A 14,171-nucleotide genomic window follows, 5' to 3' on the forward strand; every position below is an offset into this window, starting at 1 on the left:
GGGTGGGTGTCAGGTGCGCGCTTGCTCGCCGACGCTGTCGGGGCCGTGCGCCGGGTCGGCCAGGTACGGCAGGGCGACGGCGAGGTCGGCCAGGGGGATGGGACTGTGGTGGCCGTGGAGCCGCCACAGCGGTCCCGCGGGGCTCAGCGTCGCCTGTGTGGCGTGGTCACGGCTCGCCGTGGCCACGGGCACGCCCAGGGTTTCCTCGGCCAACCGTTGGTGGAGGTGGCGGGCGCGGTGGGCGGAGTGCAGCCAGAAGAGGACCGGCCACTGCGGGCCGCCGTACTCGACCAGCCGGTGGTAGCCGGCGACCTTGCGGACGAGTTCGGTCAGCGGCTCGGTGCCGGTGTCGTGTTCGAGGAAGAACGGCACCCGAAGGTCGCCGGCCCGCCACACGCCGTGCCCGTCGGGGCGGACCGGTGCGGGATAGCCGAGAAGTTCGACCCGGGCGTCGGGGCCGGCGAAGGCACCGGGCTCGCGGCACCGCGACTCCGGCCACCACCGTTGCAGGTCGTGCCCGCCGCGGGTGCGGGCGTGGCCGGCGAGGTCTGTGAAGAACTGGTTGACCCCGAGCCGGTGTTCCAGCACGCGGGCTACCGTCCACCGGCGGCGTCGGGTCTTCGTCTGGCTGGGACGCGGCGGCGCCTCGTCGCGCTGCGCTGCGACGACCTCGGCGCCGAGCTGGTCGAGGACGTAGTGGTACGGGTGGCTGCCGCCGTCGGTCTTGAACGGCCGGAACCAGCCGACGACCCGCACGGCCCGTAGCCGGCGCAGCCGCCGTTGGGCGAAGTCCAGCGACGGGAACAGCCCGTGGGCGATCTGAGGAGTCGTCAGTACGCCGTGGTCGGCCAGCCAGTCGAGGAGCACACGGTCGCGGAGGGTCAGCATGGATTGCACACGGAGAAGCTGGTCAGACACTGTTTCTCTCTTTCCTGTGGATACGGGTAGGGGGAGAGACCGGACGGTCTCTCTGAGCTGGAGCGGGTTCTGTCACCAGGGCGGTGTGCCGCCACGACAGGCGTCGACGGCGTCCGGTTCGGGGTCAGGTTCAAAAGCGACCCGGGAACGTGGGCGGGAACCGCCCCGGACACGGACCGCGACACCGGATCCGGGGATCACGACCCGCCGTAGTGACAGACGTGGTTTGGCCCTACGCCAATCGGGCTTCGCCGGAGGAGACGCACGGGTCGCGGCAATGCTGGGGCATCTCGGAGTTGAACCGGCATGGTCCGCCACCACAGAGCGGCGTTGCGGACGACCTCGGCCGAGCCGCCGGCGTTTCAGTCCAACCGTCGCGCGGGGACTCGCACTGGCCTCGACAGCACCGGCCGGTCAGGACCGAGCTCGGGCCCTGGACTCGCCTCTCGCCGGGGGGAGAGGCCAACGCCGTCGGCGAGGGCCTGGCCTTCCCTCGTATCCAAACCGTCGTTTGTGAGCCCAGGCGAACACTTCCCGGACTCACAGAGCCTCACAGGCCGCCTGCCGAAGACCGCTGTCTCCACGGTGACCGTGTCTGGTCGCGTGCCCGTGGTCACGGTGGTCGGGCCGGTGCTGGCCATCTCCACTGCCATAGTGGCCATGTCATCGCGATGGCTGCCGCGGCTGCCGTGGCCGTCTTGGGCTGCGTCGTGGCCACCGTGGCGGTGGCCAACTCGACGGTGTCGGCCACTCACCGCGGCGGCACGTAGCCAGGCCGGCGCCGGCCACGTGTCGCAGGCCGGTGGGCCACGCCAGTCGGCGTTGACTGATGACACACATCGCCGGAGGGCGCGCCAGCGCCGGCCAGCCGCAGGGCGGCAATCCGCGACGCCGTCACGGGAAGAAGCGTCCGGCCACGAGTGGCCGCGACGACAGGCAGCCGCTATCGGCTTCGCCCGGTGGTACGTCACGACCCCGGGTGACCCGTGCCAACGTGGCAGAGGACGGACTCTTCCGCCGGCCGCCGTGACGCTCCGACGCTGCGCCTGCGTCATCGCGGTGTCAGCGGTGTCAGCGGTCCTGTGCCAGACCTTGCGGCCTTGGACAACCTGTGACAGACGCGGTGCGCGTCTGTCACAGCCCCGAGGCGGCACCCGGCGGTGGCGCGCCGCGAGTGCGAGGCGGTCCACCAGTGGCTGTCAGAGCATGGTGAGCGTCTGTCAGAGCCGACGTGACGCCCGACGGGATGGCAACACAGACCGCCATACGAACTGACAGAGCAGCTCAGTTGGGCGACTCCATTGCCGATCATCGAATACGTAGATCGACTTTCTGTGAGAGCGTTGTGCTACAGGGCCGTCCTGCGGGATTCGAGCGGAACGGCGGTCGTGGCGCCCGTCGCGGAGGGTGCTGTCAGAGCGGTGTCAGATCGGGAAGTGTTCGCCAGGTCTGACAGACCTCGATTGGAGAGTGAGGGCGACGGCGTCGGGCCGGCCGTTCCGGGCGACTTGACCTCCTGCGAGAGGTGAGCGTCGATGGTCCCGGTCGACGCCGGACCTGGCCGCAGCCGCATCGGTGCGGTCATCGGCGGCGGCCACGCTGCGCCGTCGACGCGAGGAGACCGACCATGACCGCCGTGAACAGCACCCGCCATCCCCATCGTGACCTCCCGGAGGACGTCACGGACGTGCTGCTGTGGCGGACGGCCGCCAGGGTCATCGCCGCTCACCAGCCCCAGCCTGGCCGGCCGACCCGCTGTGTGAGCCTGCTCTGCGCCGGGGAGCACTACCCTTGCCCACCGGTACGCGCCGCCCACCGCGCCCAGCAGCTCAGCCGCCGACGCGTACCGGCGGTGTCCGGAGCACGTGCGGCGCTGGCACCTCGTGGGGTGGCGGCGGTCGTCGGTTGGTCGAATGGCAGCCCGCCACGCCGGCGGTTCGCCGACTGGCACACCGCTGTCCGGGCCGCGATCAACCCGGCACGGGCGATCGGACACTCGGCGACGACGGTGATCGGTCGGGTGCCGTCGACCGTGTTGGCGGGTCCGGCTCGGGCCGGTGGCGTGTCGGCCGCTTGATTTCGGCAACATCATCAGGGGGATGGGCTAGGTTTTCCGGCATGGGGTTGCTGGGCGACGCGGTGGCGGTGCTGGACGAGCGAGGCGTGCTGGAGCCGCTGGGCGGGTTGGTCCGGCAGGTGTACCGGCGTGCCGCCGACCGTCACGAGCCCGAACTCGGTGACGACGCGATGAGTTTCGGCACGACCGTGTGGCGCAACCTGACCAACCTGGGCAAGGCCACCTTCGACGGGATCGACGGTGTGCGGGTCCGGGTGGAGGACAACTCGCTGGAGATTCTCTGCGCCGGCTATGTGGTGCGGCTGTACTCCCTGCAGGCTGGGATCGAGTCGATCCGCTGGGAAGGCAGCGAGGCCCGGCTCGGCGGCGCGGTGGAGAACAGCCGCGACCGGCAGTTGGCCTTCGACGACGAGGAACAGTTCCCCGGCGTCTTCTCCGGTGTCGTGCCACCGAAGCGCCATGTGCGGGTCGCGCACACCGGAGACATCACGACCGGCGAGGCCACCGCGTACCTCGGGCTGCCTCGCGACAACCGCGACGGCGGCTCGCCGTGGTTCGAGGTGATGCTCTGGTTCGGCGACGCCACCACCGTCGGTACACCGCTGCCGGCGGTCGGCGACCCGGCGGGTGTGCCGGGGCAGCGGCACGACGAACTGGTGATCCCCGAGCTGTCGATCGAGTCGCTGCCGCCCTCCCCGGCCGGTGGCCGTACCGCTGGTGGGTCTGTTGGTCGATGGGCGTGACCGGCGCAGCGAGGCCGCCGGTGCCCGCCGCCGCCGCGGTGGCGGCGTTCGAACCGCACGCGCTCGGCCTGGCCCGGCGGTGGCGGCGGATGCGCAAGAACGAACTGGCCCGGCAGGTCGGTGTCACCGCGGCGGCGGTCAGCCAGTACGAGCTGGGACAGGCCCGCCCGTCGGCGTCGGTGCTGGCCCGGCTGGCGCTGGCGCTGTCGATGCCGGTCGAGTTCTTCGCCTCCGGCTTCCCGGCGCCCACGACCCCGGGCCACGCGCACTTCCGTAGCCTCCGGACGACCAGCCAGGCCGAGCGGGACCAGGCGGAAGCGTTCGGGGAGGTCGCCTGGCGGGTGGTCGAGGTGATCGGCCGCCGGCTACGGCTGCCCGCGCTGCGGCTGCCGCACCTCGACCTGCCCGACCCGACCACACCCGAGGACGTACGCGCCGCCGCAGCCGCAGCACGGGAGGCGTTCGGCCTCGCCGCAGACCCGGTACCGCACGTCGTGCGGCTCCTCGAGGCGCACGGGGTGATCGTGCTCGCCCTACCCGAGGTCTCCGAACGCGTCGACGCCTTCTCCCACTGGTACGGCCAACGACCCTTCGTCTTCCTCAACCCCGCCAAGAACGACAAGGCCCGCTCCCGGATGGACGCCGCACACGAACTCGGACACCTGCTCCTGCACCACGACGCCGAGCCCGGCAGCCAGATCCTGGAACGCGAGGCCACCGCGTTCGCCTCCGAGTTCCTCGCCCCCAGCACACTCCTGGCCGACGAACTACCACCCCGCCTCGACTTCGAACGACTCCACGAACTCAAACGCCGCTGGGGCATCAGCCTCAAAGCCCTCGTCTACCGGGGCCACGACCTCGGCATCTACCGCGACCACACCTACCGGCGCGGCATGAGCCTGCTCGCCCAGTGGGGCTACCCCGAACCCGGCGACCTCGGCCCCCGCGAACAACCCTCGCTACTCGGCAAAGCCACCCAACTCCTCGACCGTGAACACACCACCGCCGACAGCCTGGCCGCGACAGCCGGCCTCCCCCCAACACTCGTCCACACAGTGATCAACGCCGCCACCGAACACCAACCCGAACTACACCTCACCCTCGGGTGAGCTTCGACTTTTGCCCATGCGGCGGCCAGCAATGCGGACAGTGATCACCGTGAAGTGCCCGGAACGCCTGCCCGATACCGCTGCTCGGCGGTAGGGGCAGACAGTCCGCGCTGACGCTGGGGAATCACTCGCGGGGAAGAATGCTGTCGAACGCCTCCTCGTACCAGGGCCACGTTGTGCTTCTGGAGGCGTCCTACGACGCGCGTCAACAACAGCCAGCTGCCGTCCTGCACCAATGGGGAGTCCTCGGTGCGGCTGGGCTCGCCAGCACCCGGGCCACGGTGGTGATCATGTCCGGTGGCCGGACGGCCGGGAGTTTTGTCTGGCGGCGGGGTGGCCGGCGGCAGGGAACCCGTGGGTGGTCCGCTGCCGTCGGCCGGGAGACCAGCCGTCTCCTGCTGCTCGGGTCCAGGTGGGGCGGCTGGTCAGGTCGTCACCCGGTCACCTGTCGGTGGGTGGTGTGACGGCGTCGGTGGTGTGGCCTCGGGCCAGGATGAGGACGTAGGAGAACAGGCCCGGCTTGATGCTGCCGCTGATGCGTTCGTGTGCGGCGAGTAGCTCCCCTGTGGTCGGGTCGATGATCAGCACGGTGGTGGACCCGTCGGCGGTGACGTGGAATGCCAGGCCGGTGCGTCCGGCGATGTCGGTCGTCGTGCCCCGGTAGGTGATGCCGGGGATCCGCGCGAGTACACGTAATGCGGTGGCCCGCTGGGGGTGGTTGAGGTGTTGGCTGGTGGCCAGGCCGATGACACCGCCTGCGAGCAGTCTGGGGTAGGCGGGCTCGCCGGCCAGTTCGGCTGGTGCCAACAGCTTGGCGAGCTGTGCCGGGTCGGCCGGGACCGGCTCGGGGAGGTACGGGTGCAGACTTCCCGGCGGGTGTCGGTGCGTGGTGGGAGTGGCGTGGTCGAACAGGCGCCGCTCGTCGGGTCGGGGTCGGTGGTCCACTCCCGCCAGGTCCGGTGCCCGTCGGGTGACCTCGCGGCCGGAGCCGTCCGCGTGCCGCCACCGTCGGATGTCGCTGCGGACGATCCTGTTCGTCGCGCGTGTCCAGGTTTGCAGGTGCAGATAGGTTTTGGGCAGGTTGGTGGTGGTGTCGGCCGGTGTGGTGCCGAGGGTGTCGGCGAGGACCTCCAGTCGCTGCCCTGCGGTGAGTCCGTCGTCGGTCGCTGCCCTGGTGGGTGGGCTGGCTGACCGCGTTGCGGCGGTGGGTGTGCCGGTCGTGTCCGGTCGAGGGGCTTCGGTGGTGCTGGGCTGGCAGGCGGGCAGGAGAAGAACGCCGCTGCCGAGGAGCATGGTCAGGAGGAGACGGCGGGCTGGGTGGGTGTGCTTCGTCATGGTGTTCGCGTTTTCAGTCGTTCTTGCGGGCGTGGATGAGGCGGTGCGTGTAGGAGGTCAGGAGCACGCGCGGGTCGGCCATGAGGGCAGCGAACCGGCCGAGTTCGTCGTCGCTGAACTGGGTCAGCAGTTGCGGGCGTAGGTGGGTGACGATGTCGGCGAAGAGTCGGCAACCGGGCCGGTTACCGATCCAGGTTTCGGTGCCGAGGTGGATGCAGTGCTGCGTCATGCCGCGGTTGACCAGCAGGGTCTCGATGTCGCCGGTCCACGTGCTCGCGTCGTCGCCGCCGGAGAGGGTGTGTCGGGCCCGGTTCATGACGGCGGTGATCAAAGGGTCGTCGTCGGCGTCGGGTGCCCGGTAGACCTTCGGCGTGGTGGGCGCGATGTCGGCGAGGATGAGCCAGCCGCCGGGGCGTAGCCGGGCGATCATCTGTTCCAGCACGTCGACGGGGTCGCGGAGTGGGCCGGTGGTCCAGCGGGCGATGATGTGGTCGTAGGCGTCGGTGGTGCCGGGCAGGATCTCTCGGTCCAGGTCCCGCCGCTGTACGTCGATGACGGTGGTCGGGATGAGTCGGCTGGTGTCGGTGTCGACGGCGGTGACCAGCCCGTAGCGGCCGACGAGCTGCGCCAGGCGGGCGGTGATCTCTCCGCCGCCGGCGCCGATCTCCAACACGGCGTGGTGGGGTTGGATGTCGAGTCGGTCCAGGATTGTGCGGATGGCCGGGTCGAGGAGTCGGTGCATCGGCCCCGGACGCGTCGACAGCGGTGTGGTCATGGGTTCCTCCGCGTGGTGTGCGGGAACGGGGTCCGGCCGCCGTTGGTGGTGGGGGTGCCGCGCCACATGCGCCAGATGGTGGGTCCGTGGGTGGGCAGGGTGATGGTGGGTCCGGCGGTGTAGCCGTGGCGCAGGTAGAGCCGCCGGTTGTGCATGTTGCTGGCCTCCAGATACGCCGGCAGGCCGAGGTGGTCGAGGTGGCGGTGGTGGTCGGTGAGCAGTGCGGCGCCGATGCCCTGGTTGTGGCGGGTGGGGTCGACGGCGAGGTAGGCCAGGTAGTGGTGTGGTGTGTCGGGGTGTACGGCGTCGAACATCTCTTCCAGCAGCACGAACTTCGGCGCGTAGACGCCGGCGATGCGCTCCAGCACTTCGACCCGTAGGTGATGGTCGGTGGGGGTGGGTTCGGGGCGGGGGTACCAGATCGCGACGGCGGTCTGATCGGAGGTGGTGTGGACCTGCCCGTGTTCCAGTCCGTGGTGCAGGGCATCGCGGAAGTAGCGGTAGTAGACGGTGCGTCGCTCGTCGGGGTCGGGGATGAGCCAGTCGGCGAGGGGTCCGTGGTGGAACGCTTCGGCGAGGACGGCGATCAGCGGCCCGGCGTCGGCCTTCGTGGCGGCGCGGACGAGTGGTCTGTTGTTGGTGCGGGTCACGGCTTCTCTCTTGGTCAGGCGGGTTGGTGGACGGTGTCGGGGGCGCGGTGGGGGCCGGTGGCGCTGTCCGCGCCGAGGCCGACCGCCGCGTAGACGTCCGGACGGGTGGTGCGCAGGGTCAACGCCCAGGCGATGCCGAGTAGTGCGGCGGCGGCGTAGGCGGTGGGGAACGCCCACCGCAGCGGCGAGTCCGGTGCCACGCCGAGGAGGGTGGCGAATTCCCGCAGGGTGACGGTGAGGATCCCGGCGAGCACGACCGTCGCGGCCCCGGGTGCGACCGCCGTTCGCCAGGGTCCTTCGGTGTGGGTGATGCGGGCGAAGAAGCCGATGACGGCGGCGGAGGTGACGGTCATCAGGATCAGGACGCCGAGGCCGCCGGTGACGGTGATCCAGAAGAACAGGTGCACGATCGGGTCCGCCCCCGCGACCGCATAGCCGACCAGCACCGCGAACGCGAGGCCGCTCTGCACGAGGGAGCCGACTTTCGGCGCGCCGGTACGGCGGCTGGTGCGACCGAACACGGCGGGCAGGACCCGTTCCCGGCCGAGCGCGAACAGGTACCGGGCCACGGTGTGGTGGAAGGAGAGCAGGGCGGCGAACAGGCTGGTGATGAACAGGACCCGGGCGACGGTGATGACACTGTCGGCCAGGTACGGCGACACCAGATTGAAGATCAGATCCGTGCCATCGGCGCGGGCCGCCTCCACGATGCGGTCGGGGCCGGTGGCCACCGACATCGCCCACGCCGACAGCCCATACAGCAGACCGGTCACGGCGACGGCGATGTAGGTGGCACGGGCGATCGTGCGACGCGGATCCTTCGTCTCCTCCGAGAACACCACCGTGCCCTCGAAGCCCACGAACCCGGTGATGGCGGTGACCAACGCCGCGCCGATCCCGGCAGCGAACACATGCGACGGGGCGAGGGCGGCGAAGCTGACCGTCCCGCCGGCGGGGTGGGCGACCATGATCGCGTCGAACGTCAACGCGACGACGCATTCGGCGACCAGGACGACGGCGAGGACCCGGCCGTTGAGGTCGATCCGCGCCACCCCCAACCCGGCCACGACCGCCCACACGGCGAGAGCACAGATCCACCAGGTCAGGTGCCAGCCGTACCGGTCGTTGAGGAACTGCGCGGTCACCGCGCCCGCCCCGCCGTACAGACCGATCTGCATCGCGTTATAGGCGACCAGCGCGACCACGGCGGCGCCGACACCGGCCGGGCGGCCGAGCCCTCGGGTGACGTAGGTGTAGAAGGCGCCCGCGTTGACGATCCGGCGGGACATGGCCACGTAGCCGACCGCGAACAACGCCAACACCGCCGCCACCACCAGATACGACACCGGGATACCGGTGACGCCGGTGACCGCATACCCCGTGGTCGCGCCACCCGCGACGACGGTCAGGGGTGCGGCGGCGGCGATCACGAAGAACACCACCGACGGGATACCGAGCCGTCCCCTGGCCAGGACAGCGGACACGGTGTCAGGTCTCGTGTGAGACATCAGTTCTCTCTCCAAAGGTTCAATGGGTCAGCAAGCGGCCGGCGCGGCAACGCCGAGCCAGTAGTGGTGGTGGTGCGGTGCGGGTGGGTGTGGTGGCGTTCAGGTGGTGCGGTGGCTCAGCACGGCACCACCGACGACGGCACCGAGATCAGCAAGAAGCTCCCGCAGCGGCAGGGACGCCTGGTCGACCTGCCGGCGCAGGAGCACGCGGGCGAGCGGGGGCGCGTCGTCGAGCAGGATCGGATCGAGCTGGGTGGACATCGCCAGCCCGCCGAGGGTCACGTCGAACGCGTTCAACCGTTCGTGGTGACGCAACCGGTAGGACAGGCGGGCCCACGACCAGGCGGCGGTGTTCATGTCCGTCGGCACGTAGACGGTGCGCTGCCGCCACCACCGACCCACCTGGTGCCGGCGCAGCAGCCCGAGCTGCCACATCCGGGTCGCCACCTGCTCATAGGCGGTGGTGCCCAAGAACGCCAACCACGTCCGCGTCGCCGTGTGCTGCGGCTCCGCCAGCAGACGATCGAGGACAAGATGCTGCAGCCAGTCCGACGGCGGCGACGGGTCGATCACCCGCACATGCCGGCCCACGACCGTGATCCGCCCCTCCCAACCCAACTCCGCCAACAACGCCGCAGCCAGGCCATGCGCCGTCGCGGACTCGAACAGACGCGACCGACCCGTCTGATCATCGTGCGCCAAATAGAAGAACTCATCCGCCAGACGCATCGGTGGAGCGGCGGCACTACCGACCGCACGCACCGGCCGAGACGGCCCCACCGACTCGGAATACCCACGCAGATACTCCGGGTAGCTGTCCGGAGCGACGAAAGGTGTGGCGTTCACCGCGGCTGACCTTCCTCAATCGAATCGTCACAGGAAAGGGGAAACCCGAGCTGCCGAAGGAGCTTCCGCCCGCCGGCATGACGACCAAGCTCCTCGATCGCCCAGGCGTGCTGCCCACACCGGCCCTGCCGGCAGTGGAAACAGGTACCGCCGTTGCAGTGCTGGAGCGCAGCGCAGTGTTCCGCGCTGACTCGAAGTGATCGACGGGCCGATCGCTGTCGTCGGTGCTGGTCATGACGCGGCGACTTGGCGGTGCAGCGCGGCGATCTTGGCCCGCACCTCCATGCACGGCGAATGCCGGTCCACGTTCGGGTACTCGCACTCCGGCCGGTGACCGAGCACCCAGATCCACTCGTCGCTGCGGTACAGGAGGTCGCGGATCCCTGTGACAGCGATGGCTACGGAAGTACCGGGGGTCAGGTCACGCCCGTAGGACCAGTCATTTGCTTCGAGTAGGAGCAAGGTGCCCGGCGTGATGTCGGGGAGAGGCTGCGGGCTGCGGTTCACGGCTGTGCCCCTCGGCGGACCGGCTGCGGACCACAGTCGCGCGCCAAAGCCGGTCGGCTGGGGCTCGGCCGGTGCATGTGATCGTGTCCGGCGACATCGGCGGGCACGGAAGTGCCGTCGGGGTGCGTGGCCCCACTTTCGGGGCCGAAGAGCATGGCGGGGCCAGCGCTGTCGATGCCGAAGGGCTTAAACGAATGATCATCGTCAGCGGAGACGAACCACTTGACGCGCACTGCCATCACCTCTTCCTGTGTGAGATACGCGGTCGGGCACTCCCCGACATCGACCGCACAAGCCGATCAGCGGACGCAGGCGGCATCCTGTTCGGAAGCGCGACGGACCCTGCATCTGGGCTCACGGACGGGACCGTTTCCCGCACGTACTCGGCGTTGAGCTGGTCGAAGAAGCCTGCGGCTCGTGGCGTTCCGCTTGATCCGACAGACGTGATCAGCCTTGAGGTGATGACCCATCCGGCGGCTGTCAGCTCCCTTCTGTAACTCATTACACTTTGGGCATGCCCAGAAATCAACTACTCATCAAGGAGTATCTGTTTTGAGAGACGCTTCTGTTTTGAGCCGCAAAAGGGCAGGTCATGGAGGGTGCGCCCCTCAGGGTCACGCTCCAAATGCGTGCTTTAATTGGGCGCAGCACGCGCCCAAAGTGAGCGAAAGGGTGGGCTAGGTGTCTGAGGCAGTGGGCTCGGCGTTGCTACGCCGCCACATCGGGCGTCGCCTGGAGGCGCTACGGAAGCACGCAGGGCTGTCGCAAGAGCAGGCAGCCGAGCAACTCCAGAAGGGCCGCACGACCATCGCCCGGTGGGAAGAAGGCCACGAGAACGTCCGCTTTCGCGACATTGACGTCAAGGCGCTGCTAGAGATCTACGGGGCGGGAGAGCACGACACCAAAGTCCTGCTAGCCCTGACCGCCGAAACCCGCAACGGCCGGCGCAAGAGCTGGTGGCATGACTACACGGAGACGGCGCTGCCGGCCTGGTTCGGCCTGTACGTCACGTTGGAGGACAGCGCCGAGACGATCCTCCAGTACGAGTCAGAGCTGGTCCCTGGCCTCCTCCAGACCCCCACCTACGCCGAACAGGTCGCGCGTGTGCCACCGGGTTACCTCGGAGAGGACGAGATCATCCGCCGCGTCCAGGTACGAGTCGAGCGACAGTCGCTTCTCACCCGCCCCCGCGCGCCGCACCTCCGGGTCATTCTCAACCAGGCGGTGCTCCACCGACCCGTCGGCGGCCCGAGAGCCATGGCCGATCAGATGGCCCACCTGCTGGAGCTGATGGTCAAGGCGAACGTGACCGTGCGCATCGTGCCGTTCTCTGCGGGCGTGCACAGCGGCATGGCCGCCTGCGGGCCATTCACCATCCTGGACTTCCCCACGAATGAGTTCGGAGATCCGCTCGAACCCCCGCTCGCGTACGCCGAGACACTGACTGGTGCGATGTACCTGAACAAGCCCGACGAGGTCACCGCCTACCGGCTGGCGTGGGCTGATCTGGAGAAACGCGCCCTCAACCAGACGGCGTCAAAACGACTGATCGTGGAAGCACAGAAGGGATACACCAGTGGCTGACTCGGCTGGCGCGATCTGGCGCAAGAGCACCCGCAGCGGAAACGGAGGAAACTGCGTCGAGGTGGCGACGAACCTACTGGACCGCGAAGACGCGGTCCTTGTGCGCGACAGCAAGAACCCACACGGTGGCCACCTCGCCGTCACGGCAAAGAGTTGGACGACCTTCACCGACGCCGTGCGAGACGGCGCTCTCAGCCTGTAACCGAACGGCAAAGGCTGCCTGGGAGCGCCGCGCTCCCAGGCGCCAGCCCCGTAGCGGACGTAGCGCTGGTCTGCTATCGCCGGGCGGGGCCTCGGCTCGCGGTTCAGATCTGGGGCGGTTCACGTCTCTGCGTCTGCGAACAGATGCCGGGTGTCGTTGTGGCTGGTCAGGGTCCATCGCCAACCGGCTGAGGGGCGGGTCCACGAAAGCGGTTGCTGCACCCAGGCAGTGACGCTCGCGTGGTACGCAGCGACGGCTGCGGTGGCCCGAACGTCGATAGGCACGGCTAGGAAATGTTGGAAGGCGGCGTCGATGGTTTCGCCGTGACCGACGAGGAGGACGCGCTCACCTGCATGCCGGGTTGTGATCTCGCCGATGGCGATGGTGGCCCGATGTAGGTATTCCCGCCAGGTCTCGCCACCGGCTGCGAGCGGACGGTCCGCATCGAGGGCAGGGATGTCGCCGTACTCAGCGACGACGTCGGTCCACGGCCGGCCGTCGGCAGCGCCGTAATCCTGCTCGGCGAGGTCGGCGACGATTACGGCGTCCATGCTGAGGTATGCACCGATGATCGCGGCGCTTTCCTGGGCTCTGCGCAGCGGCGTGGTGTAGATGGCGTGAATCGGGCGCTCGTGGTGCTCTTGACCGAGTCGTTGGGCTAGCCGTTCGATCTGGCGTCGGCCCCGGTCGGTCAGTCCTCTACACCCTTGTGAGCCTCCGACGATCTGTTCGCGGTTGCAGTGAGCCTCGCCGTGGCGCGCGATGATTAGTTCAGCGGGGAGTGTCATGGTCGCTGGTCCCATCTCAGCGTCTGATGAGGGAGTCGTAGAACTGAAGGCACCGGGCGGCGTGGTGGACGGCGCTGAAGCGGCGGGCGCGGTATCGGGCAGCGCTGGCCAGGGCTTTACGGTGTTGAACATCGCGGATGAAGCGATCGACTGCGTCGGCCAACGACTGGGGATTCGCAGGCTCCATGATCACTCCCGCATCGCCGATCAGTTCGGCCATGTTGGCGACGTCCGTTGCGAGGACGGGCACACCGTGGGCGAGGTAGTCGGCGATGGCACCGCTGCCCTGGAAGGTCGGCTGGGCGCGGTACGGGAAGATCGCGAAGTCCGTCGCCGTGACGAGCGCCAACCGCGCGGCAGCATCGAGGTACGTCGGTTCGACACGCAGCTGTGTTGATCCATGCGTGGTGCCCCTGACCTCGGCGGCGAGGTCCATTCCTGCCTGTGATGGGTCGTCCCAGAACGGACCCGCGACGATGATGCGGCCGGGTTCCTTCGTCCGCTTACACGCGGCGATGAGGTTCTCGGTGTCTTTCCAAGGGGCGGCGTAGCCGTAGAGGCTGCCAAGCGGCCGACGGGCCGAAGGTTCCAGGTCTGCGGCAATACCCTTCGGGTATCTCGGCAAGGTGCCCGATGGGATGGTGGTCGGCAGCCAGGAGACAAGGCGTGGTGCGTCGGGCCCAGCGACGGTTTCGAGGCGCTCGGCTCCGTAGGCGCCGAAGCATACGAAGGCGTCCATTCCGGCGACTCCCCTGTTCACCGCCTCGCGCAGGTCCGGCTCGGGGACGTGGTCGGTGAACAGGGCCCAGTCGAGGCTGTGTACGTGGTAGACGGCCGGAGGTCGTCGGGCCGGCCACAGATGGGGTAGCAGTTGTTCGACGTCGAGATTTCCGAAGTGGACAGAAATCAGGTCGTACGCGTTCACGTCAACGTCGGCAAGCAGGCCCTCGGCCTCCTGGCGGACGCGCTCGGCCGTCCAGAACCGGTCCTGCTCCTTGTCGTAGGGCACGCCCGATGAGCCGAGGCGCTCGACCTGCACGCCCAGGAATCGCAGCGCGGCGGTGAAGACGTCGAGGTAGGGCGGGATGCTTCCGCCGGTGTGGTGTGGGCCGATCAGCAAGATTCGCAC

15 protein-coding genes are annotated in these 14,171 nt (G+C 69.0%); 6 read left to right on the plus strand and 9 right to left on the minus strand.

Annotated features, from left to right (window positions below):
• Positions 1-9: 9 nt before the first annotated feature.
• Positions 10-918 carry a replication-relaxation family protein gene (locus ACQVFL_RS02135; protein WP_431728474.1) on the minus strand — a complete coding sequence of 303 codons (909 nt, stop codon included), beginning with the start codon at positions 916-918 and terminating at the stop codon, positions 10-12.
• A 1,627-nt stretch (positions 919-2,545) separates the two neighbouring features.
• On the opposite strand from ACQVFL_RS02135, the gene ACQVFL_RS02140 reads away from it, so the two are divergent.
• From ACQVFL_RS02140 to ACQVFL_RS02150, 3 genes are read left to right on the plus strand one after another with little or no spacing between them, the layout of a single operon-like run.
• Complete coding sequence (locus ACQVFL_RS02140; RefSeq protein WP_431728475.1) at positions 2,546-2,995, plus strand: hypothetical protein; 450 nt, start codon at positions 2,546-2,548, stop codon at positions 2,993-2,995.
• Between the two features lie 41 nt (positions 2,996-3,036).
• Positions 3,037-3,738: a hypothetical protein gene (locus ACQVFL_RS02145; protein ID WP_431728476.1), complete on the plus strand. Its 702-nt coding sequence runs from the start codon at positions 3,037-3,039 to the stop codon at positions 3,736-3,738.
• A complete protein-coding gene (locus ACQVFL_RS02150) occupies positions 3,735-4,847 on the plus strand; it encodes a helix-turn-helix domain-containing protein (protein ID WP_431728477.1) in 1,113 nt (370 codons plus the stop codon). The genes ACQVFL_RS02145 and ACQVFL_RS02150 overlap by 4 nt, the downstream gene beginning before the upstream one ends.
• Before the next feature lie 441 nt (positions 4,848-5,288).
• Here ACQVFL_RS02150 and ACQVFL_RS02155 read toward each other — a convergent pair whose 3' ends face one another.
• From ACQVFL_RS02155 to ACQVFL_RS02175, 5 genes are all read right to left on the minus strand, one after another.
• Entirely contained in the window at positions 5,289-6,182 is an 894-nt protein-coding gene (locus ACQVFL_RS02155; protein WP_431728478.1) for a hypothetical protein, read from the minus strand.
• Positions 6,183-6,195: 13 nt separating this feature from the next.
• On the minus strand, positions 6,196-6,957 hold the full coding sequence (locus tag ACQVFL_RS02160; RefSeq protein ID WP_431728479.1) for a class I SAM-dependent methyltransferase: 762 nt from the start codon (positions 6,955-6,957) through the stop codon (positions 6,196-6,198).
• Positions 6,954-7,607 carry a GNAT family N-acetyltransferase gene (locus ACQVFL_RS02165; RefSeq protein ID WP_431728480.1) on the minus strand — a complete coding sequence of 218 codons (654 nt, stop codon included), beginning with the start codon at positions 7,605-7,607 and terminating at the stop codon, positions 6,954-6,956. The genes ACQVFL_RS02160 and ACQVFL_RS02165 overlap by 4 nt, the downstream gene beginning before the upstream one ends.
• A 14-nt stretch (positions 7,608-7,621) precedes the next feature.
• A complete protein-coding gene (locus tag ACQVFL_RS02170; protein WP_431728481.1) occupies positions 7,622-9,115 on the minus strand; it encodes an APC family permease in 1,494 nt (497 codons plus the stop codon).
• A 99-nt stretch (positions 9,116-9,214) separates the two neighbouring features.
• Positions 9,215-9,844, minus strand: a complete 630-nt coding sequence (locus tag ACQVFL_RS02175; RefSeq protein ID WP_431728482.1) for a GOLPH3/VPS74 family protein — start codon at positions 9,842-9,844, stop codon at positions 9,215-9,217.
• Positions 9,845-9,948: 104 nt separating this feature from the next.
• Here ACQVFL_RS02175 and ACQVFL_RS02180 point away from each other — a divergent pair, with 104 nt between their 5' ends.
• Positions 9,949-10,161 (plus strand): hypothetical protein, encoded by a 213-nt coding sequence (locus ACQVFL_RS02180; RefSeq protein WP_431728483.1) that lies wholly within the window; start codon positions 9,949-9,951, stop codon positions 10,159-10,161.
• A 31-nt stretch (positions 10,162-10,192) separates the two neighbouring features.
• Here the strand turns inward: ACQVFL_RS02180 and ACQVFL_RS02185 are convergent, their stop codons facing one another.
• Positions 10,193-10,468: a hypothetical protein gene (locus ACQVFL_RS02185; protein ID WP_117229474.1), complete on the minus strand. Its 276-nt coding sequence runs from the start codon at positions 10,466-10,468 to the stop codon at positions 10,193-10,195.
• A gap of 681 nt (positions 10,469-11,149) precedes the next feature.
• Here ACQVFL_RS02185 and ACQVFL_RS02190 point away from each other — a divergent pair.
• Positions 11,150-12,052, plus strand: coding sequence for a helix-turn-helix domain-containing protein (locus ACQVFL_RS02190; RefSeq protein WP_117231286.1), 903 nt, complete (start codon positions 11,150-11,152; stop codon positions 12,050-12,052).
• Positions 12,045-12,254 (plus strand): DUF397 domain-containing protein, encoded by a 210-nt coding sequence (locus ACQVFL_RS02195; protein WP_431728484.1) that lies wholly within the window; start codon positions 12,045-12,047, stop codon positions 12,252-12,254. The genes ACQVFL_RS02190 and ACQVFL_RS02195 overlap by 8 nt, the downstream gene beginning before the upstream one ends.
• A gap of 119 nt (positions 12,255-12,373) precedes the next feature.
• Here the strand turns inward: ACQVFL_RS02195 and ACQVFL_RS02200 are convergent, their stop codons facing one another.
• Entirely contained in the window at positions 12,374-13,042 is a 669-nt protein-coding gene (locus ACQVFL_RS02200; protein ID WP_431728485.1) for a histidine phosphatase family protein, read from the minus strand.
• A gap of 16 nt (positions 13,043-13,058) precedes the next feature.
• Positions 13,059-14,171, minus strand: coding sequence for a glycosyltransferase family 4 protein (locus ACQVFL_RS02205; protein ID WP_431728486.1), 1,113 nt, complete (start codon positions 14,169-14,171; stop codon positions 13,059-13,061).

It is taken from the genome of Verrucosispora sp. TAA-831 (assembly GCF_050780145.1).
In the GTDB taxonomy this organism is placed as follows: domain Bacteria; phylum Actinomycetota; class Actinomycetes; order Mycobacteriales; family Micromonosporaceae; genus Micromonospora.